This window comes from Ancylomarina sp. 16SWW S1-10-2 (genome assembly GCF_009669305.1).
GTDB lineage: Bacteria > Bacteroidota > Bacteroidia > Bacteroidales > Marinifilaceae > Ancylomarina.
On the sequence record NZ_SADB01000032.1, the window covers coordinates 1 to 21,644 of the forward strand.

The 21,644-nt window shown below is 33.6% G+C and carries 15 protein-coding genes and 1 riboswitch; of the genes, 2 read left to right on the forward strand and 13 right to left on the reverse strand.

Going from position 1 to position 21,644, the window contains the following annotated elements; genetic code table 11:
- Positions 1-345: 345 nt before the first annotated feature.
- The 13 genes from EMN46_RS17460 to EMN46_RS17520 all read right to left on the reverse strand — a co-directional run bounded on the left by EMN46_RS17460 (position 346) and on the right by EMN46_RS17520 (position 17,785).
- On the reverse strand, positions 346-1,551 hold the full coding sequence (locus EMN46_RS17460; RefSeq protein WP_154202145.1) for a thioredoxin domain-containing protein: 1,206 nt from the start codon (positions 1,549-1,551) through the stop codon (positions 346-348).
- Between the two features lie 32 nt (positions 1,552-1,583).
- Positions 1,584-2,795, reverse strand: coding sequence for a thioredoxin family protein (locus EMN46_RS17465; RefSeq protein ID WP_154202147.1), 1,212 nt, complete (start codon positions 2,793-2,795; stop codon positions 1,584-1,586).
- 23 nt (positions 2,796-2,818) lie between these two features.
- Positions 2,819-4,246, reverse strand: a complete 1,428-nt coding sequence (locus tag EMN46_RS17470) for a thioredoxin fold domain-containing protein (RefSeq protein WP_154202149.1) — start codon at positions 4,244-4,246, stop codon at positions 2,819-2,821.
- Between the two features lie 262 nt (positions 4,247-4,508).
- The gene (locus EMN46_RS17475) at positions 4,509-5,558 is read right to left on the reverse strand and encodes a TlpA disulfide reductase family protein (protein ID WP_154202151.1); all 1,050 of its coding nucleotides are present in this window, start codon (positions 5,556-5,558) and stop codon (positions 4,509-4,511) included.
- A 263-nt stretch (positions 5,559-5,821) separates the two neighbouring features.
- On the reverse strand, positions 5,822-6,874 hold the full coding sequence (locus tag EMN46_RS17480; protein WP_154202153.1) for a TlpA disulfide reductase family protein: 1,053 nt from the start codon (positions 6,872-6,874) through the stop codon (positions 5,822-5,824).
- Positions 6,875-7,037: 163 nt separating this feature from the next.
- Positions 7,038-8,414 (reverse strand): RagB/SusD family nutrient uptake outer membrane protein, encoded by a 1,377-nt coding sequence (locus EMN46_RS17485; protein ID WP_195715303.1) that lies wholly within the window; start codon positions 8,412-8,414, stop codon positions 7,038-7,040.
- Positions 8,415-8,469: 55 nt separating this feature from the next.
- Positions 8,470-11,931 (reverse strand): SusC/RagA family TonB-linked outer membrane protein, encoded by a 3,462-nt coding sequence (locus tag EMN46_RS17490; RefSeq protein WP_195715304.1) that lies wholly within the window; start codon positions 11,929-11,931, stop codon positions 8,470-8,472.
- A 155-nt stretch (positions 11,932-12,086) separates the two neighbouring features.
- Positions 12,087-13,268 carry a FecR family protein gene (locus tag EMN46_RS17495; protein ID WP_154202159.1) on the reverse strand — a complete coding sequence of 394 codons (1,182 nt, stop codon included), beginning with the start codon at positions 13,266-13,268 and terminating at the stop codon, positions 12,087-12,089.
- Between the two features lie 165 nt (positions 13,269-13,433).
- Entirely contained in the window at positions 13,434-13,988 is a 555-nt protein-coding gene (locus tag EMN46_RS17500; protein WP_154202161.1) for an RNA polymerase sigma factor, read from the reverse strand.
- 860 nt (positions 13,989-14,848) lie between these two features.
- A complete protein-coding gene (locus EMN46_RS20510; protein ID WP_368667573.1) occupies positions 14,849-15,088 on the reverse strand; it encodes a bifunctional hydroxymethylpyrimidine kinase/phosphomethylpyrimidine kinase in 240 nt (79 codons plus the stop codon).
- 39 nt (positions 15,089-15,127) lie between these two features.
- The gene (gene thiC / locus EMN46_RS17510) at positions 15,128-16,402 is read right to left on the reverse strand and encodes a phosphomethylpyrimidine synthase ThiC (RefSeq protein ID WP_154202165.1); all 1,275 of its coding nucleotides are present in this window, start codon (positions 16,400-16,402) and stop codon (positions 15,128-15,130) included.
- Positions 16,402-17,013, reverse strand: a complete 612-nt coding sequence (thiE, locus tag EMN46_RS17515; RefSeq protein ID WP_154202167.1) for a thiamine phosphate synthase — start codon at positions 17,011-17,013, stop codon at positions 16,402-16,404. Before thiE ends, thiC begins: the two co-directional genes overlap by 1 nt.
- A 1-nt stretch (position 17,014) precedes the next feature.
- Complete coding sequence (locus tag EMN46_RS17520; protein WP_154202169.1) at positions 17,015-17,785, reverse strand: sulfide-dependent adenosine diphosphate thiazole synthase; 771 nt, start codon at positions 17,783-17,785, stop codon at positions 17,015-17,017.
- A gap of 58 nt (positions 17,786-17,843) precedes the next feature.
- A riboswitch (TPP riboswitch) is annotated at positions 17,844-17,936 on the reverse strand.
- A 474-nt stretch (positions 17,937-18,410) separates the two neighbouring features.
- Here EMN46_RS17520 and EMN46_RS17525 point away from each other — a divergent pair.
- Both EMN46_RS17525 and EMN46_RS17530 read left to right on the forward strand, forming a co-directional pair.
- The gene (locus EMN46_RS17525; RefSeq protein WP_154202171.1) at positions 18,411-18,692 is read left to right on the forward strand and encodes a hypothetical protein; all 282 of its coding nucleotides are present in this window, start codon (positions 18,411-18,413) and stop codon (positions 18,690-18,692) included.
- 85 nt (positions 18,693-18,777) lie between these two features.
- Positions 18,778-21,576, forward strand: a complete 2,799-nt coding sequence (locus EMN46_RS17530) for a S9 family peptidase (RefSeq protein WP_154202173.1) — start codon at positions 18,778-18,780, stop codon at positions 21,574-21,576.
- Positions 21,577-21,644 lie beyond the last annotated feature (68 nt).

Below are 21,644 nucleotides of genomic sequence, written 5' to 3' on the forward strand. Positions count from 1 at the left end.
ACTTTAGTTTGGCGATTTTAGTGGTAAAAAAAAGACTTTTATTCCACATAGACAATGGGTGAGACTACTTCTCCTCATTGTCTTGAAAAATACACCTCCTTTTTTCATCTAAAATTCCATCAGTTGCATTTGTGACTTGAATCTAAGCTTCATAATTAATCTTATTAGTAAAACTATTGTGTTAATTAATTTGCCCTGCATATTAAACAGCTTAAAATCAAGACACTCGCCTTCTCTCCAATAAAAAAAGGCTTAGAAATAAAATTCTAAGCCTTTTAGTTATTTACAATACAGATGTCTTAAAACAACATCTGATTATAACAAAATTTCGACTCATCCTTTATACTACAACTTTTCAATCGCAGCTTTCAAGTTAGTAACAGAAGGATGTGTATTATTCCCACCTGATTTACCATTAATATCAAAGAAAATATTGAAGGCCTTTAAAGCTTTTTCTTTGTTTTTTGTATGCAGGTAAAGCTTCGCTAATGTGATATTACCCATAATCACACCTTGCTCTTGATCGGCAAGTTTATGAGCAACTTTTATCATTTGATTTACAATCTCATTTGATGCAGCAAGTTTTGGAGTCCTCAAAATTTCATCACCAACACCACTAAAACTATAAATGTATTTTTTATCTCCTTTTAGAGCTTCACAGTCTGCTATCTTGAGATCGTACCATTTTTGTAACTGGTTATTGGCAATATAAAAACTATACTCTACATTTTTCTTTACTTCAGCCAAACCATCCAATGGAAACTCCTTGTTGCATTTTTGAATCTCAACATCAAGCTCTTTCAAGTTTTTACATTCTTTAGCATACTGATTCAAGTGAGCATAAATTTTATTTGCAAATAACGAGCTATACTCATAGGCTTCAGTTATTTCTTTTACCTTATCCTTATTTTCTAATAAATAATTGAACTCATTCGATCCATAAGGGAAATTGGCTGAAGAAATAACGTAGAATAAATCCTTTGTTAGGTATTTATCCAAAGAAGTTTGTTTAATAATTTCTTTAGATACAATAGCCATATTTTCTCTATCAAACTGAGCTTTTACAGCTCCTAAATAAGTCATCAAAAACTCAACATCACGATTACCACTTTCATATTTAGCCTTAAGTGTACCAATACGCATTGAAGGATCAAGTGCTGCCTTTGCACCTTTAATCAAATCTTCAGCAGGCATTCCACCCACCAATTTATGAACAGCATTTCCTTCACCATCAATAAAAAGAAGCGTTGGATAAGAGCTAATACCAAATTTTGTAGCTAAGGCAGGACCTTCTCCCTTTTCACAATCCAATTTAAAACTCACCAAATTTTTATTGAAGAAATCACCAACTTCCTTTTGAGTAAAAATAGTCTTCGACAAATATTTACAAGGACCACACCAAGTGGTGTAACAATCCATAAATACCAATTTGTTTTCTTTTTTTGCTTTTGCTACTGCTTCAGAAAATGTTCCGTGCTCAAATTCAATTCCTTGTGAGAATAAACTTCCACACAGGAACATGGCTATTACTAGTACTAAAATCTTTTTCATCTATTTTTGTTTAATTAAGTATTTATTGGATATTAATTACAAGCATCAATCTTCTTCTTTAAATCAACAAGATTAATTCTCATTCCCTCTAACTCCCTCGCATTAACTTCCGCTAAATTAGAGTGATGCTTAAGGGCCAATTGTTTTTCACCAGAATTAATATAGAGCAAGCATAAGGAATAATTATAAATAAGTTTGGTATTCTTATTGTCACCAAGCTTCTTCATCATCGTAATTGCTCTATCGCTGATACTTTTTGAATTTGATAATTGAGGTGTTTTAATAATTGTATTCACCATATTAACATATTCCCAAGCACCAAACATAGGATTATTCTCGCATTTTTTAATGGCTCCATTTTCATTCAAATTAAACCATTCATCAATCTGATTTTTCTCTAAATAATAAGCACTGTATGCGATTACTTCAATACCTAAACTATCTTTGAATTGGTACGCTTTTTTACATTTAGAAAGTTCATTTTTTATTTCAGATAAACTATTGCTCTCTTTAGCTTTTGCGATCAAATAATCACGAAATGAATTTTCCAAAAAAGATGAAAATTTATAAGAATTCACAAATTTTTCGATTCTTGACTTATTTTTTAAAATAAAATCCATGTACATATCACCATAGGCTGGTTTTGTTGCAAATAGAAGATGAATTGTCTCCTTTGTAATGAATTTTTCTAAATCTTTTTTTGATAAAAGTTCTCTAGATACGATTTTAGCTCTTGCACTTTCACCAGCAACTATTAATTTATCCAAATAGACTGAGATAAATTTAGAATCTCTATTTCCAGCATCATACTTCTTGTGCGACGCTTTTAAACGTCGATTCGGATCTAAAGCAATTTCAGCCAACTCAACCAATGTAGCAACATCTCCTCCTCCCACTCTTTTATGCACTACATTAGCAGAGGGTGTAATAAAAAGCAAGCTTGGAAACGCGGTAATTTGATATCTTTCACGAAGTTCGACACCTTCACCTTTCTCCATATCCATCTTGATAGATATGAAATTTTTGTTGTAAATATCTCCGACTTCCTTTTGAGTAAAAATCTCTTTAGACAACTGTTTACATGGACCACACCATGAGGTATAACAGTCCATAAAAACTAATTTATTCTCTTTTTTTGCCTTTGCTAAAGCTTGTTCAAAAGTGATGTGCTTAAATTCAATTCCTTGAGAGAATAAACTTTCACCCACAAACATGGCTACCACTAGTATTAATATTTTTTTCATCGGAATTATTTTATTTGGGATTACTACTCTTGTTTAGCTTGAATTTGCTTTAAATAATCAAATAATGACTTAACGTAGTTCTTCTCCATATCGTTCTTAGCCATCTTCTCCAATTTTGAAGCTACAATCTCCGCTTCCTTGAATTTACCACAAGCCGATAAAGCACTCATTAAAACACCATTATTCTTAAAAGAATCATCTGTTTTTAGTGCTTCTTTAATCCATTCTTCTCCTTTTTGAGCTGCAATTGGAAATTGACTGATTTCTCCATAAACAAATGCTCCTGCATAAGTTACCAAGGCATTCGATTTATTTGTAGACTTTTCAATTTCAGCTAGAGCTTTAGGTAGTTCTTCTTTGGTCAACTTCAAGGCTTCATCATTTCGTCCTTGCTTAATTAGAATGTTAATGTATTTAACGCGCCACTCAACCGTATTCTCCAATTCAATACCTTTTAAACACCATTTTTCAGCTGCCTTTAGTTCCTCAGGTATATCTTCATTCTTTTTCTGATAAAGCATAAAATCGATGTAGTTATTAATCTCCCATGCCGTTGCATAGTTAGCCACATGACTATCCACTTGATCACGATATGCTTTCTTGCTATAAGCATCCATTCCACCTAAAGCCACATCAAAATAAGTAGTAATATGATTTCTTAAAGACGGATTAACTATTTTGCTAGCTTCCTTTAATTCATCAACCACTTTATCTCCTTCTGAATTATATCTTTTAACAAAATTCATTTTATAGACATTGAAAATGGCTGCATCAATATCTTTTTTACTTGCAAACTTTTCGAATTGACTTTTGTTTTTTATGAAATAGGTAAAAGCAGGATTTTTATAATCATCCAGGTATTTTGATACAATCTCATAAACGACTTTAGAATTCCACTTATCAGATCCCAATTCTTTTAGATAGTTTGAAATAACATCGGTATAATCTCCACGTCCTGTTTTTAAGGCTGCTATATAGGATAAAACCGTAACATCATCTCTCTTACCTGAATCGTATTTTTCCTTAAGATTGGTTAATTGTTTTGTTGGGTCGTTAGCAATTTTTGCTAAAGCAATAAACTCTTCACTAGTTTTTCCACCTATTATTTTAGAAACTATTTTCCCATCACCATCAATAAATAATAAGGTTGGAAATGCTTTCACTTCATATTCTTTAGCAAAAGCGATGCCTTCCCCTTTTTCAGCATCTATCTTCATTGAAATAAAGTTGCTATTCATTAGCTCTCCAACTTTAACATCTTTAAAAACACTTGCAGCCATACGCATACATGGCCCACACCAATCGGTATAAACATCAACAAAAATGATTTTATTTTCTGCTTTTGCTTTCGCTTTAGCCTCTGCCCATGTTCCATGCTCAAAATTGATTCCTTGTGAAAATAAATTTCCACACACGAACATGGCTATCACTATTACTAATATCTTTTTCATCTAAATTATTTTATTTAGGATTACACTTCTACTATATGAACATTTCAAAATTTAAACTGTATGAATCCTAATTTGATTATTAACCTTAATTAACCTTGAGCTCAAATTCACTTTACATAAACATTGGGTATAAAAAAAGACTAATCCGAAAGCAAACTATTTTTATACCACACTTAATTCCCATTAACCTAAGATCTAAGGTTGGAAATGCAAGAGTGTACAATAGAATTACTTTCAAACTAGTCTTCTCTATATCTACTAATTACTTCTTAGATATAAGCTCTTCAACTCTGTTTCTTATAGCTTCGCCATGCAATCCCTTGTCTATAATTTTTCCATTCGGGTCAATTAAGAAAATCATGGGTATATAGGTAATATTGTAAGCGTTACTAATCGATTTTGTATCACGAACTTGTGACCATGGCATCTGTTCTTGATCAACAGCCTTAAGCCAAGCTTTTTCATCAGCATCGGTACTTACGCTTAAAATTTCAAGACCTTTTGATTTATAATCTTTGTAAATCTCTTTCAAGTTTGGAATACCTGCTCTACAAGGTCCACACCAAGAGGCCCAAAAGTCCACCAAAAGATATTTCCCTTTATATCTATCTAAAGCAATCTCTTCTCCATTTACTGATGTTAACGAGAATATAGGTGCTTGCTTACCAATAGCTACTCGTTCCATATTCTCTTTACGAATAAGCATCTCTTTCAAGTAATAAGACTCTCGAATTTCTTCTGAGAAAGAATTAATTATTTTATCTAAAGTTTTTACATCAGCGCCCCAATATTTTTCGTAGAATAATTGGGTTAAAGGAATACTTTTAGGATACTCTTTAGACAAATTCCACAATTTTGAGATGTAATTATCAATCGTTTTCTTCTCCTCAGAATTAGGATTTTTATTATACTTTAGTTTATTATAAGCCTCATAATTTAGCTCAGATAGCAATTGATGGTATTCATCATTAAGAGTAGAACCACTTCCTATTAGTTTTCCATCCTTCACTTTTAGATTTATAACGCCTGGCTCAGAAAATACAGTATAACTTATATACTCTTTCCCCATTTTAATGCGAATTTGTCTAGAAACCTTTTCTGCATCTAATTGCAATTCAAACTTACCGTCTTTAATTTTTGCGTTAAAACTTAAGCTATCATACTCCTGTTTCGATTGAACCTTCTGATATGGTAAAACGACAACTTCTCCGTCACCACTCGAAAATTGCCCCTTAATAATACAATTATCTTTAATTTGACTACATGAGAACAGCGTCGCCATTGCCATTAGAGTTATTAATATCTTTTTCATCGAAATTATTTTATTTAGGATTACACTTCTACTATATGAACATTTCAAAATTTAAAGTGTATGAATCCTACGTTGATTATTAACCTTAATTAACGCAGCTCACAAACACCTTTACTTAAATATTCACAATAAAAAAGACTAGTCTAAAGGCAAACTATTTATATACCACGCTCAATTCCCATCAACTCACCTTAATATAAGATTGGAAATATTAGAGTGAACAATAGAATTACTCTTAGACTAGTCTTCTCTTTATGTACTAATTACTTCTTAGCTATAACTTCTTCAACTCGGTTTCTTATAGCCTCTCCATGCAATCCTTTATCTATAATTTTTCCATTAGGATCTATTAAAAAAATCATAGGTATGTAGGTTATATTATAACTATCGCTAATCGATTTGGTATCTCTAACTTGATTCCAAGGCATTTGTTCTTTTTCTACAGCTTTAAGCCAAGCTTTTTCATCAGTATCAGTACTTACGCTTAAAATTTCAAGTCCTTGTGCTTTATAATCCTTGTAAATCTCTTTCAAGTTTGGAATCCCAGCTCTACATGGTCCACACCAAGATGCCCAAAAATCGACTAATAGGTATTTCCCTCTATATCCTTCTAAGGAGATATCTTCTCCATCCACTGATTTTAATGTAAACAAAGGTGCTTGCTTACCAATAGCAACTCTTTGCTGATTGTCTCTGCGCGAAATCATTTTCTGGATGTAATAAGAAGCATGAATATCTTTCGAGAAAGCCTTGATGATCATATTAAAAGTGTCTACATCAGCACTCCAATATTTTTCGTAGAATAAACGGCTTAAAGGAATACTAGTCGAATAATCTTTGCTTAGGGACCATAAAGTAGAATTATAATTATCTACGATAGCTTGCTCTTCAGCACTAAGCGTTTTATTATACTTTAGTTTATTGTAAGCCTTGTAATTCAGCTTATTTAAGAATTCATGGTATTCATCATTCAGCGCAGATCCCTCTCCTACCAATTCTCCTTCTTTTTCTGTAATTGTTATTACTCCGGGCTCAGAAAATAGAGAATAACGTTTAAATTCTTTACCCATTCTAATATCCATTGATCTACAAGCCAATTCCGTATCCAATTCTAATTCGAACTTACCATCTACAATTTTGGCCTTATAACTCAAGCTATCCGATTCTTCCATCGATTGCACTTCTTGATATGGATAAACTACAACATCGCCATCGCCGCCAGAAAGCTGACCTTTTATGATACATTTATCAGTTACTTTGCTACATGAGAATAGCGTTACCAATGCCATAAAGGCAAATAGTTTAGAAAATTTCATCGTAAAAATAATTTAACGTTAATAATGTAAGATTGCGCTTAAGTATGCAAAAAATCCTCTGCTTTTAAATAAATATAAAACAAAGTATTCAGTAAATGGGGATAGGATAGTAGCCCCGGAATTAAATCCGGGGCAATTAATTTAATCGAACTAAAAAACTCGACTAACGAGGATTTTGCTCGATTTCAGGGTTTTTAAGAATGTATTTTTCAGCAAAAGGTACCACCCATTTGTTATCGCCTGGAGCTAAAGTGTATGTTTCAGCTTCAACCGTATGAACAATAGATATATTCGCATCATCATAAGCATTATAACGTCTAATATCAGTAAAACGATGTCCCATAAATGCTAACTCCATTCTTCTTTCCTTTTTAACTATTGCCAAAGCTTCTGCCGCATTTGCAGCTGTTAAAGGAACATAAGCAGCTGTTGCTATTCTATTCTGACGAAGCAAGTTAATATCATCCATAGCTGCACTAACACCAGAGTCACCTTTTCTTGCATTACATTCAGCTCTAGTTAGTATCATTTCTGGCACAGTTACTCCATACGCAGCACCTCCAATAGCATTATGGTACCATTGAAGTCTAGTTTCAGGAAAAGTCCACTCTGGACTAATTTTACCAGTAAATCGTAAATCATTAGTCTGGTCGAATAGATCCATAAATTCCTGGCTAGGATAAATTGTAATATAATCAGATGGAGGCGCTTTCAATAAGAATTGTTCCTTATACTGGTAACGCTGCCCAAAATCAAGTATATGAGTATACCAATAATGCGGATATAAGCTATTGAAATCAGTTAGTTCACTATACATTCCTAAAGCTTCATCAGCATAATTTAATGCCATATCAAAATCACCCATTATTAAATGAGTCCTAGCCAATATTGCATTCACCGATGCTTTAGAAGGTCTCCAAAATTCTACTTGTGTTTCAGGTAAACCATCATAAGCTTCAGTCAAATCATTAAGAATCAACTCATACACATCAGCCACAGAACCTCTTTTTAAACTACCTTCCAATATGGCAACTAATCTTAAAGGCAAGCCTAAATCAGTTTCTGCCGTAGTTGCATCATATTGTTTTGCATAAATATTAACCAATTTTAGGTAGGCGAATGCGCGGTGAGCCTTAGCTTCTGAATACAACTTAATCTTTTCATCCTCATCACCATCAGTTGCAAGCACTTCATCAATAATTGTATTGAATATATATATCGACGCATATACACTACCCATACTTTCATCTTCTTCTGAAGGTAAATAGAAATGATCTTCAAATGTAAAGGCATTGGTTTGATACTTACTATAGTTTCTACCAATAAAATCATCTCTAAGATCAATATCATCAGTCAGCCATAAATCAATATCTGGAGCAGCTATTACTGAACCCTCTCCTCGCCCTTGTGTCTCATCTAGCAAAAGTCTATAATCTTCAACTTTTGAAGGAATTACCTTTCCTTTAGGCTGAAGATCTAACCAGTCGTCACAAGACGTAGCAAAAACAGCAAGAATTACTATATATAATATATTTTTCATTTTATTTATTTTTAATGGAATCAATGATTTTAACATTTTCCCAGATAAATATTAATTAAAATCGAGCTTTTAAACTAAACGTATATTCTGGTCGTATTTTTCCAAAACCCGAAACTCCAATTATATTCTCTGGATCTATATTTGAGTCATTAAACGTAATAACACCTAGGTTTCTAACCTGAGCACCAACATTTAAAGCCTTCAAACCAATAGTCTGAAACCAAGATTTAGGTAAATCGTAAGATAAAACAACATCCTTAAAACGAATATGAGAAGCACTCTCAACATTATGACTACCATAAGCGGTATAATATCCCCAATAACCACCCATATCACTAGGGTTATCAAGTAAAACTGGAATATCAGTTACTTTTTCGTCTCCGGCTTTTATCCATCTGTCATCAAAATCTTCATGAAGTTCGTTTAAGAAATAGTCAGTTCTTAGACTTGAATACGAGATTGTTGGTTTTCTAAATTTGTGTCCCAACTTATAAGTAATCAACATACTTAGTCTTACTCCCTTATAACTTAATACATTTTGAAGACTTCCATAATATTTAGGAATTGTAGTTCCTTCGTATTTTAAATCAGCAACCTCTTCCAACTCAGTAAAATCATCAATGATATCACCAGCTTTATTATACACCTGCGGTTTTCCTTCAGCTGATAATCCAGCCCATTTATAACTATATAAGTGAGACAATGGTTTACCAACTCTATTTGATGCATAACCATTATACGAACTAATTGCACCGTAAATTGATTCATCAGGCAATTCAACCTTTTCTACTCTGTTTTTATTGTAAGAGAAGTTAGCGATAGCATTCCATTTAAAATCTTTGTTTAAGATCCCAACATTTACCGAGAAGTCAATCCCTTTATTTGTCATTTCACCAGTGTTCATTTTAGCGCTACTTATTCCATAAATAGCATTTATGGAAACATTACCCAATAAATCAACACTTTCTTTGCTATAGTACTCTATTGAACCTGTAAGTCGATTGTTCCATAAAGCATAGTCAACACCTATATTGGTTGTAGCTGTTTTCTCCCATCTTAAATTAGGATTCTTAGGATTTTGGATATATGCATACTGATACCCTGTTTGATAATCCTGAGATATTGCAGCCGTTAAAAATGGACTTGTTGTCTTATCAATATTTCCACCTGTACCATAGGTCGCTCTTAAAGTTAATCGATTGATAAAATCAGAATTTATAAAATTCTCTTTTGATAACTGCCAATTTGCACCAACCGACCATAATGGTACATTACGGTACTCATCACTAACTCCAAATACATTAGAATCATCTAAACGAACACTTCCTGTTACTGTATACTTTTCGTCATATGTATATCCTCCATTGCCATAATAAGAAGCATATCTATCCTTAGTTTCAGAATACTTAACATCATCGGTTATTCTATAAGGCCAAGAACTAAAAGCTGCAAGATTGTCACTATAATAATCTGTAGGTTTATGTTCCAAACTAACAGGATCGAAACCATATTGAGTTCCGCTAGCCGACTCACTTTTTACTTGGCGAAATTCAACACCACCAATAGCATAAATTTGATGTTTCCCATCATCGAAAGATCTATCAAAATTAAATTGCCCTCTCGTTGTATACGATCTAGCATAATCATTTTGGTCATATCTAGCATTACCCATTGGAATAGGATATTGCATTACTGTTTGACCTGTCCATTGATCAACATCAGGGAATGCATACGTATTCACAGAATTACGCACTCTATACGTATCTTCATTGTACATGTTTAGGGTCTTCTGATTACCAAACTCATATTGGTAGCGTCCTTCAAAACTCAAGCCTTTAATAAGTTTTACTGTAAGACCTGCTTGCATTCTTAAATCTATATCCTTCCTAGAGTTATCTTGATTTTCAAACTCCTGATATGCATTATAAGTCCAATCGTAAGGCACATTATTATTTGCAGCCTGAATATCCTTAGATTCCTGATCATAACCATAAGGCTGAGCTATATAATCACCATTAGCATCTAGAATCTCCTGATATTGTGGAAGATAGCTTAAACTTGTAGCTCCATTATTTTTACTATTTCTTAGTGTAGCTGAAATTCCTGCATTAAAACTTACACGATCTGACAATTTAGTTTGTATTCTTAAATTAGAAACAAAACGATCATTATCGTTATTCTTCATAAAAGAATCGTTATCATCATAGCTTAAAGAAGCATAATAGTTACTCTTCTCTGAAGCACCACTCACTGATAGATGATAGTTTTGTCGAACAGCTTTTCTTAAAAATAAGTCAGCATACTGATCACGTACATCAATCCCTTTTAAACGGTTAATTATAGCATCTTTTTCAGTTTCTGTCATTTGCCCTGCATTAAACTTCAAATAAGCATTAAGACCTTCGTTAAATGCAGGTTTACCAGGAACATAAGCACCAGCAAGTTGTTTCCAACCATTATCCGCAAAATGCTTTTCCATTTCTAAAAAAGATTCAGTAGAAGCACGTTTTAAACTGTAAAGATCTGGTTCTCCAGTAATAGACAAAGTAGAAGAGAATTCCACTCGAGCCTTTCCTTTTGTTCCTTTTTTCGAAACAATAATGATAACACCATTAGCGGCTTTAGCACCCCAAATAGAAGCTGCTGCAGCATCCTTCAAAATGGTCATACTTTCAATATCATTAGGATTTAAACTTTCTAAATCCCCTTCAATAGGAAAACCATCAACAACAACTAATGGGTATGTATTTGCATACATAGAAGAACCTCCACGAATGGTAATATTTCCACTTTTGTCGAATAAAACTCCAGAAGCTTGTCCCTCTAGTTTGTCCATAACATTAAGAGTAGATCTTTCCTCTAAAGCTTTTACAGAAACCTTTGCAAATGCTCCAGTAGAACGCTCTTTAGAAATAGTCTGGTAACCTGTAACAACAACTTCAGCCATTTTCGCTGCATCAGCCTTAAGCGTTACATTATAAACAGACTGACCATTATAAACAACTTCTTGAGGTTCCATACCCACAAAAGAGTATACCAATAAGGCATTGTTGCCTTCAATTTGAATTGAATAGTTACCATCAATATTTGTAGCAACACCAATGCTGGTTCCTTTTACCACCACCGAAACGCCAGGAAGCGTATTTCCATCCTCATCAGTAACAGTACCTTTTAGTTCTTTTTTCTCTTGAGCTTTTTCTTGTACTGGCGCCACATAAGGTTTTTGCTTAATAACAACAACTTTATCTACGATTTCGTAAGTTAGGTTCGTGTTTTCGAAACAAGCTTCTAAAATTTCTTCTACGCTTGCATCCTCTGTGTTTAAAGACACATTCTGAACAGACTCAACGTCCTCTAAATCGTAAACAAAGCTAAACTCACTATTGTTTCGAATCTCTTTAAACACTTCCACTAGTGAAGATTTATTCACACTTAAACTCAAACGAGTATTCTGAGAATAAACGCTTGCAGAAAGTTGTAATGAGCAAACCACGGTTAGAATAAAAGCCAATTTCATAGCCAAAAGAATTTTGTAGAGTCTCCTTTTTGAAAAAGAGCCCTGGTTGACATTTTTTTTCATAAATTTGTCTTTAGGTATTTGATTATTTTCTTCCAATAGGAAGAGGGTTATTTAATATAGGGCAATTGATGTTCCAGCATCAATTGCTCTTTTTATTTTCTTACTGTTATAACATTTCCTTTTATTTCAAACTTTACCTTTTGAGTTTTTTCTATTATTTCAAGAATTTTTGAAATATTCTCGTATCGTTTCATCTCAATTGAGAATCGACTATTTTGTATAGACTGATTTTCATAAAATACTTTGATATTGTACCAGCGTTCTAATTTTTCCATAATCGTGGCTAAATTCGCTTCCTCAAAATAGAAAACGCCATCTTTCCAAAGTGCGTAATTCCTAGCTTCAACTTCTTTAAGTTCAAACTTACTTGAGTTACTTCCTATAGAAGCCTGCTGATTGGGTTTAATTATAACTTGCTCAGTATTCTTAGTCAGCTTAACCGAACCTTCCACCAATGTTGTTGTTACCATATCCTGGTCTTCATAAGCTTCAATATTAAATTCAGTACCTAAAACTTCAACCTCTATACCTTTGGCTCCAACAATAAAAGGTTTCTTCTTATTATGAGCTACATCGAAAAAAACTTCACCTTTTACTTCAACACGTCTTGTATTGCCAACAAACTGAACAGGATATTTAATTTCCGACTGTGAATTCAACCAAACTCTTGTACCATCTGCAAGAGTTAACTGATATTCACCTCCCACAGGAATCTTAATCGTATTCATTATCGGCTCTAAATGGGCTGCAATATTATTTTGTGATAAGTATTCTATCTTCCCATTTCTATTACGGATAGTAGTTCCATTAATTATAGCTACACTATCACTCTCTGTTTCTTCTAAATGAACAAACTCTCCATTTTGTAATTGCAAAACAGCTTTAGTACTTCCAGGTACAATTTTAAAATCGGCAACTTGTTGCTCAGCCTGGAAAACATCCATATTCGACAAATAAGCTAATGATCCAACAAGAATTCCAAACGTAATTACAGCTGCAAATCTTAACATCCAATTTCTTCTGGGAAGCGTACGTTTATTTAAACCTATTTCCTTCTCAACCTTACGCCAAGCTTTTTTCTTATCAAGATTCTCCACATAAAAATCACGATCAGTTCGTCTTTCTCCACTTCTTATATCTAAATATAATTGTTTATTTCCATCTGACTCCTTAATCCATTGGGTGAGTTCATCAGATTCATGAGCATTTAGATCTTCCAATTGTTCTTTTACAATCAGTTGTGAAATGCGATAATCTATAGTGTTTTTCTTCATTGGGTTTTCTTATCTATTTAAAGAACAAATCAAATATTGAAAAGGATGAATGAATTAAGAAAAAAAATTAAAAAATGTTAAAATCCGAGCCTTTTCCCTAAAATACAAAAGGAAACTAATCGAAATAAATCATTTTAATAGGTCACTTAAGAGAATAGACCTGAATTAATTTTCGCCTAAAAGCAATAAGAGTAGAAAGAAGTAATCCTTAAGTATTACCTTCAGTTTTTTAAGCGCATTATACTTTAATGTCTTAACGGTATTTACAGAAACTTCGAGCTGTTCTGCAATTTCTTGATTTTTAAGTCCCTTAAGGTTGAGACGAATAATCCTAGCAGACTGAGGAGGAAGACTATCAATGCCATCCTTTAAAATTCGATATGTTTCTTCTTCAATAATCTGATTACTGAAATATGAGAAATCATCCTTATCTAAATTATCGACAAATTTATCTTTGCTCTTATTTCTTCTTAGAAAATTTAAGGATTGATTTTTCACCAAAACGTATAAATAAGTCTTTATCGAATCAATACTATCGTATTTATCTCTAGAATTCCACAATTTTATAAAAGCATCTTGAGCAATATCCTCAGCCTCTCCCTCGTTATTCACATACGATCTAGCAACCACACACATAGAAGGATACAACTGATTAAACAGCTGTTCGAATGCTTTAGTGTCGCCCGATTTTATTTTTTGAAAGAGGTTTGTTTGGGTCATTTAGGTTTAATTAGAAAGATCAAAAGTAAAAATCTATTGAGAGATTCCAAATTTGAACAGAAAAAATAGTTGTAAATATAAACCATCTGTTAATATTTTAACTTTAGATTTTAATAAGATTCTTATGAAGATAGTAACTCTAAATACAAGTTCAAACCCCTAATATTAATACCTCGAAACTATTTTCACCTCTTCTCTGGCAATTTTAATGATTTTATAAATTATTTATTGAATCCAGTCAATTGTATCACATTCTGATTTAGTGAATTCAAGTTATTTCAAAAAACACCTTATCTTATTTATCTATTGAATATTAACATCTTTACATATCCCTTTTTATCGTAAATTATTTTAGTTGCATTTACGACTCAAATCTAAAAAGAAACTATCTTGGATTGAAGACCTTAAATTTGAATATAGTTTCTATATATACGTATAAAATCGAGTTTTTAATGAGAACTCGTTATTGAAAATACAGATTTTTTCAGAAAAAACACTAAAATTTCAGCAGATTGGATGACATACACCCTTGAAGAAAATCATGACAATAAGAAATACTTATTAAGTAAATTATATTTATAGGCAATTGCAAAACAAGTTTTTTTTTGGGTTTGAAGTATCTCCACAAAACAACTAAAATTTCAACATAAGACTAGAGGACTAAAAATAAAAACTTCTTTACTAATGAGATATTCATACGTCGTATTATTCACTTTGAATTCTTAGCTGCTATTACATAAATTGAATCTAAATAATTAGAAATAGTTCCTTAAAAATGCCCAAACCTGTTAAATTTGGGCATTTAAATTTTCAAATTTTATCCTGTAAATACGAATAGTATTTATCTAAATAGTCGGAAGTCAAACGAAAGGAATCCGACAAGAATTCACCTTTGAACAAATGACCCCAATTTTAACGGTACACACCGGAAATGACAAAAACAAATTCTCTATTTGCACTTGAAGTAATTCCGCAGCTATAGGTTCCACTGCAAATACTTTTTTGAAATTCTGAGAAGTAATTCCTGTAATCGCAGAAAGTGCCCAATAGCCCAAATCGTGTACAACTTTAGAATCTGGTTGTATTTCCTGCACCACCACTACTATCGGAAACTGCAATTGTCAAAAAGCAATCCATATTTACATACTTTTATCGTTTTTCACGGCACAAAGATTACCACACATCGTACAATGATCCTCTTCGCTACTTTCCGATTCCATTTTTCGTTTTCTGGCCAATTCAGGATCAATACTATTCTGAAACATCGTTTCCCAATCGAGATCGTAACGCGCCTTCGAAATTGTTAAATCTCGCTGACGGGCACCTGCAACATTATTCACTAAATCGGCAGAATGTGCAGCAATTCGACTAGCAATTACACCTTCTTTCACATCTTTAACATCTGGCAAACACAGATGCTCAGCAGGCGTAACATAACACAGAAAATCAGCACCATGAATGGCTGCAACGGTTCCACCAATTGCGCCAACAATATGATCGTATCCCGGTGCTGAATCGGTAACCAAAGGACCTAAAACATAAAATGGTGCTTCACCACAAAGTCTTTTCATTAATTTCATATTGGCTTCAATCTGATCCAAAGGCATATGTCCCGGACCTTCTACCATAACCTGAACGCCTTTCTCTCTTGCACGATCGACCAACTCACCTAAAACTAGCAATTCAGCAACTTGTGCACGATCTGTTGCATCAGCACCTGCACCAGGACGCAAACCATCTCCCAAACTGATAGTAACATCATATTGTTTGCAGATATCCAAAACACGATCGTACTGTTCATACAATGGATTTTCTTTCTTATTCTCCTTCATCCATCGTTTTAGCAAAGCTCCCCCACGACTCACAATTCCACAAACTCTATTTTCATTCTCCAAAAATGAAAGAGAAACACGTGTTACACCGCAATGTAAGGTCATGAAATCTACCCCCATTTTTGCCTGAATTTCGATTTCTCGAAACAAATCCTCAGGATCAAGTTCCTTGATTTCTTTTCCTTCGGCCAACAAACGCGTAGCAACGCCATAAATAGGTACAGTACCAACCATTACTGATGACTCACGAAGTATTCTTTGAAGAATAACATGCAAATCACCACCTGTTGATAAATCCATTATCGCATCGGCTCCATTGGCAATAGCAACATCCATTTTCTCCAATTCCTCTTTAAAAAAACAATGCTTTTCAGAGGTTCCCATGTTCGCATTAACCTTGGTTCGTAAACCATTCCCAATTGCTACAGCCGGAAAATCATGATTAATATTCTTAGGAATAACAATTCGTCCCAAAGCAATCTCGTTTCGCAACCATTTAACATCAACGTTCTCTTGTTGAGCAACAGCACTCATTTCAGGTGTGATATAACCTTCTTTTGCTTTTTGTATTTGTGTAGTCATTATTTCTTGTTTAGTAAATTCGTAAAATCATGAATTCTCTGATCGAATTGATCGGTTTGCATAAAATGTCGAACCATAGCAATATTTTTAGCACCCGCATTTAAAATATCATCTATATTTTCAGGAAAAATACCGCCAATTGCAACCACCGGAATGGTCGCTAAAGCCAATACTTGTTTTAGCTGTTCAACACCAACCGTTTTATCGGGCTTCGCTTTTGTAGTTGTTGGGTAAATAGGACCAAAGCCAATGTAATCTGGTTTTTGAGCCAAGGCTTCATTCACTTGTTGAATAGAATGAGTAGATAAGCCAATCTTCATATCTCCAACAATTTTCCGAGCATCTTCCATCGATACATCATCTTGTCCGAGGTGCAAAAAATCAGCATCGCAAATGGTCGCAATATCAGGACGATCATTCATCACAAAACTCGTTTCACTTCCCTTGGTAATGGCTCTAATTTCTTTTCCAATCTTAATTAAGTCCTTATCGGATATCAACTTCTCCCGCAATTGCAACATCTTAACACCTTGCTCAACACAAGATTCAGCTATTTGACGATAAGAAGATTGTGGATTTGTAATAATAATGTATAAACCAAAGTCTTCCATCTTATTTACTTAGATTTTCGGCAATTAAACCAGCCAATTTTTCGCCTGAAAGAAGCATTCCGCCAAAAATAGGTCCCATTCTAAAACCACCACTCACACCATTAGATGCCATACCCGATACATATAATCCAGGATATACTTCTTTGGTATTTTCTACTGTCGTTCTCTCAGCTTCATCTATCGATAGAGAACACTCCCCCATCACCTTACCGGTTTTCGTATTTAATTTCACGCCGTTTTTACGTTCCAAGGTGCTAACAATATCACATTCGTGACCTGTACCATCCACAACTGCTTTTGCCATAATCACCAAGGGATCAACGTGTAATCCTTCTCTACGAACTGGAGACCAGTTTAAAACAACACCACACACTTTGTTATTTTGAAAAACAACATCTTCGATAGAAGAACAATTGAATATTTTTACTCCCGCTTGCGTTGCATGATAAATCAATGCAGAAGTTGCGTGTACCGAATCAAGCGTGTAATAATCTCCTTGATAATTTGTGTAAGAAACATTTAATTCATCAAGAATGTGTAAAGCATCTTTTTGTACCACAATTTCATTAAACATCATAGCACCACCCCACATACCTCCACCTGGAGCCAGTTTAGTTTCATACAAAGCAACTTTAAAGCCTTTTTTTGCCAAATAATAAGATGCAACCAAACCTGAAGGTCCACCTCCAACAATTGCCACATCAACCGATAAATTTTCTTTGAGTTTTTTAAAATAGGAATCAACGATTCCTGCAGATACAATTTGCTCCATTTTATTGTTTATTAAGTTAATAACATTAATAAACAGGGGCAGCCCTACTCTAAATAAAGTAGACTTGTCTTTACTTTCCTACGCAGGCATTATCCTGATCAGGTAAAGGGTATGATCTCAGCCTTAAAGTTAGGCACCCCTAGTTTATATATCTGCAAATGTAAAATAAAAATCTAGAATAGATACTTCACATTTAAATCTTTCACAAATTAATTATGGAAAAAAAATATCTTAGACCTATAAATATTAAACTTGCTAACAACATTATAGCTGAATTCAACATATAAATACACCTTCTTCCTTAAATAATAGATTTGCCATTTAATCAATATATTTAGCTTGGATCAAAGTTGTTAAAACATGGAATAAACCAATACGCCATTGGGGTATTATTCTTATAATTATCATCTGGAATTTTCTGAACAATGTGGAAACATAAAACAACATAGAGCCAAAATACGGTTCAAAAAAAAGCTAATTTTATTAATTGATTGGATTAAACACACCCTTGAAGAAAATCAGGATAATAAGATATACTTATAAATTAAAGTATATTTGTAATCAATTGCTAAACAACCTTTTTTTGGGTTGAAGCATATCCACAAAACAACTAAAATTTTAAAATATGGCTAGTAGAAAAAACTTTAAAAAAGATGTCAATTTCTTAACCAATGAAATTTTCATGCGTAGCATTATTCACCTTGAATTCTTTGGAAAAAACAATGCTGATGAAGTATATAGCATTATGAATGCGGCTGCCGATGCAAGAAACAACTATATTGCACGTATCAACCAAAAGATAGATAAGAAAGCCAACATTAAACCTCATTTTAAAACGATATACGACGACTTACTAAATTCAACTCAAGAATTACTTGAGAAAATTGACAAATTAGATATCGACTAAGACCTTTTAATAATTAAATAATAAATGCAAAAGCTTCTCGTTTTTGCATTTATTATTTGACGTAACCCCAAAACGACTTACCCCAATGAAAAAAGTATTACTCACATTAATTGCGAGCTCATTTTTACTAATGGGTATGGCTCAATCGAATAAGAGAGCCTTAAAGCATAGCGATTATGACGGATGGAAAGACGTCCAGAATCATAAAATCTCAAATGATGGAGAATGGATTAGTTACGAAATTAATCCTCAAAAAGGCGATGGCTACCTTTACCTTTATCAACAATCGAAAGCTAAATTAGATTCTTTTCCAAGAGGTTATGCTGCTCAATTTTCGGCAAACTCAAAAAGCTTAATATTTAAAATTAAGGCTCAATTTGATACCATAAGGCAAGCTAAACTGAAAAAAGTTAAAGCTAAAGACCTACCCAAAGATTCCTTAGCAATACTAAACTTAAGCTCAAATAATATTGAAAAATTTGCCAACTTAAAGTCTTACAAAACAGCTGCTGAAAATGGAGAATGGATGGCCTATTTTGTAGAGACTAAAAAAGTAGCAAAAGACACTACCAATAAGACTGATAAACCTAAAAAGAAGAAGAAAAAGGGACAAGACAAGGCTAAAGTAGGAGATCTAAATCTTAGAAATCTACTAACAAATGAAGTACTTGAATTTTCTGATGTAAGTGATTACAGTATTTCTAGAAATGGAAAGGCTGTTACTTTCATTACACAAAGTCAGGATAGTATTTCTGAAGCTAAGGTAAGCTTACTTAATTTTCAAGATAAAAAACAAAATATCATCTTCAATGAAAAAGGACTTGCTGAGAAATCTAGCATCTCTTCCAATGGAGATAAGTTAGCATTCATTTTTTCTGCTGACACAACAAAACAGAAGGTATACAATCTGCAATACTTCGACACAAAGTTAGATTATGCGAAATTAATTCTCGACTCTACTAACACCTCGACTACAAAGGATTGGACAGTTAATGAAAATAGTAAACTTGATTTTTCTAGAGATGGTCAGCAACTATTTTTTGGTATTGCTCCAATTGCAGAAAAAGAAAAGAAAGATACCCTTTTAGATACCGAAAAATACAAAGTAGATGTTTGGAGTTGGAAAGATCCTCTTCTACAGTCGGAACAAAAAGTTAATCTTAAAAAAGAGCAAAAAAGAACCTACTTAGCTGTTTACAACACCAAGAAAAAAACAATTAATCAGTTAGCTAATAATGATCTGCCTAGAATTAAACTTTACGATCATGGCAATGCCAATTTGGCTTTAGGAAGTTCTGTCTTACCTTATCAAATGGAGCAATCGTGGAACGATTGGTTTAGTGATTACTACCTAGTTAATGTCGAAACGGGGCAATCAGACTTAGTTATGACTAAGAAAAATTCGAGAGTTGAAATTTCGCCTTCTCAAAAATACCTTTATTGGTACGAAACGGCTGATAGCACTTGGAATACATACACTATCGCAAATAAAAAATCGCATAAATTAACTCTTAATATTCCTTTCAACTTCTACTCTGAAACTCACGATACACCTAGCAACCCAAGACCGTATGGCATAATGGGATGGACTGAGGATGACAAGTACATCTTAATTCAAGATCGTTATGATATATGGAAAATTGATCCTAAAGGAAAAGAGAAGGCTTCTAATTTAACTCAAGGAAATGGGCGAGACAACAAGATTCGCTTCAACTACATTAAGCTTGATAAAGAAGAGCAAACTATTGATTTAAGTCAAACTGTTCTACTTAAAGCTTTCGGTGAATTCAATAAAAAAGCAGGTTTCTATACATTGACCAATGGTGAATCGCCAAAGAAAATTTGTTTCGAAGATGTTAGTTACTCTACGCCTATCAAAGCAAAAGATACAAATCAATTAGTTTGGAAACGCTCTACATTTATTGATTATCCGAACCTTTGGGTGAGTGATTTCAACTTCAAAAATGAAAAGCAAATATCAGATGCCAACCCGCAGCAGAAAGATATCCTTTGGGGAAATGTAGAACTTGTTGATTGGGTATCCGGAGATGGTGATAAGCTACAAGGCATGTTATACAAGCCAGAAAACTTTGATCCTAACAAGAAATATCCAATGCTTGTTTATTTTTACGAAAGAAGTAGTGATCGTCTACATAAACATTATATTCCGCAACCTAACTGGTCAATCATCAACCCAACTTACTGCGTGAGTAACGATTACCTTGTTTTTATGCCAGATATCGTCTATCCTAAAGTTGGGTACCCTGGAGAAAGTGCTTATAGCTCTGTTGTAACAGGTACACTTGCAATGATGGACCGTTTCGACTATATCGATAAGGAAAATGTTGCCTTACAAGGACAAAGTTGGGGTGGATATCAAATAGGCTATTTGGTTACAAAAACAAATCTTTACAAATGTGCTATGGCTGGAGCACCTGTGAGTAATATGACTTCAGCATATGGTGGTATTCGTTGGGCAAGTGGTCACAGCAGAATGTCCCAGTACGAACATACACAGAGTAGAATTGGAGGAACCCTTTGGGAAAAACCTTTTCAGTATATTGAAAATTCTCCTATATTCTCTATTCCAAAAATTGAGACACCACTTTTAATTATGCACAACGATCATGATGGTGCTGTGCCATGGTATCAAGGAATTGAATTCTTTGTGGCTATGAGACGCCTACAAAAACCTTGTTGGATGCTTTCGTACAATAACGAAGCTCACAATTTAAAAGGACGTGCTAACCGTATGGATTTATCCATTAGAACTATGCAGTTCTTCGATTATTATTTAAAAGGCGAAGCTGCACCTGCATGGATGGTTGATGGAATACCAGCAATTAAGAAAGGTAAATATGATGGTTATGAGCTGAAGAAATAAATTCTAAAGCTATTTTATTAAAAGCTTATCAAATAAAAAATCAGATTCAATTCTGATATACTAATTTT

What these genes read in the sequence shown, in the direction of transcription:
- EMN46_RS17460 (WP_154202145.1), bottom strand. Translation starts at nt 1,551, where the DNA reads ATGAAAAAGATTTTAGTACTAGTAATAGCCATGTTCCTGTGTGGAAGT.
- EMN46_RS17465 (WP_154202147.1), bottom strand. Translation starts at nt 2,795, where the DNA reads ATGAAAAAAATATTAATACTAGTGGTAGCCATGTTTGTGGGTGAAAGT.
- EMN46_RS17470 (WP_154202149.1), bottom strand. Translation starts at nt 4,246, where the DNA reads ATGAAAAAGATATTAGTAATAGTGATAGCCATGTTCGTGTGTGGAAAT.
- EMN46_RS17475 (WP_154202151.1), bottom strand. Translation starts at nt 5,558, where the DNA reads ATGAAAAAGATATTAATAACTCTAATGGCAATGGCGACGCTGTTCTCA.
- EMN46_RS17480 (WP_154202153.1), bottom strand. Translation starts at nt 6,874, where the DNA reads ATGAAATTTTCTAAACTATTTGCCTTTATGGCATTGGTAACGCTATTC.
- EMN46_RS17485 (WP_195715303.1), bottom strand. Translation starts at nt 8,414, where the DNA reads ATGAAAAATATATTATATATAGTAATTCTTGCTGTTTTTGCTACGTCT.
- EMN46_RS17490 (WP_195715304.1), bottom strand. Translation starts at nt 11,931, where the DNA reads ATGAAATTGGCTTTTATTCTAACCGTGGTTTGCTCATTACAACTTTCT.
- EMN46_RS17495 (WP_154202159.1), bottom strand. Translation starts at nt 13,268, where the DNA reads ATGAAGAAAAACACTATAGATTATCGCATTTCACAACTGATTGTAAAA.
- EMN46_RS17500 (WP_154202161.1), bottom strand. Translation starts at nt 13,988, where the DNA reads ATGACCCAAACAAACCTCTTTCAAAAAATAAAATCGGGCGACACTAAA.
- thiC (WP_154202165.1), bottom strand. Translation starts at nt 16,402, where the DNA reads ATGACTACACAAATACAAAAAGCAAAAGAAGGTTATATCACACCTGAA.
- thiE (WP_154202167.1), bottom strand. Translation starts at nt 17,013, where the DNA reads ATGGAAGACTTTGGTTTATACATTATTATTACAAATCCACAATCTTCT.
- EMN46_RS17520 (WP_154202169.1), bottom strand. Translation starts at nt 17,785, where the DNA reads ATGGAGCAAATTGTATCTGCAGGAATCGTTGATTCCTATTTTAAAAAA.
- EMN46_RS17525 (WP_154202171.1), top strand. Translation starts at nt 18,411, where the DNA reads ATGGCTAGTAGAAAAAACTTTAAAAAAGATGTCAATTTCTTAACCAAT.
- EMN46_RS17530 (WP_154202173.1), top strand. Translation starts at nt 18,778, where the DNA reads ATGAAAAAAGTATTACTCACATTAATTGCGAGCTCATTTTTACTAATG.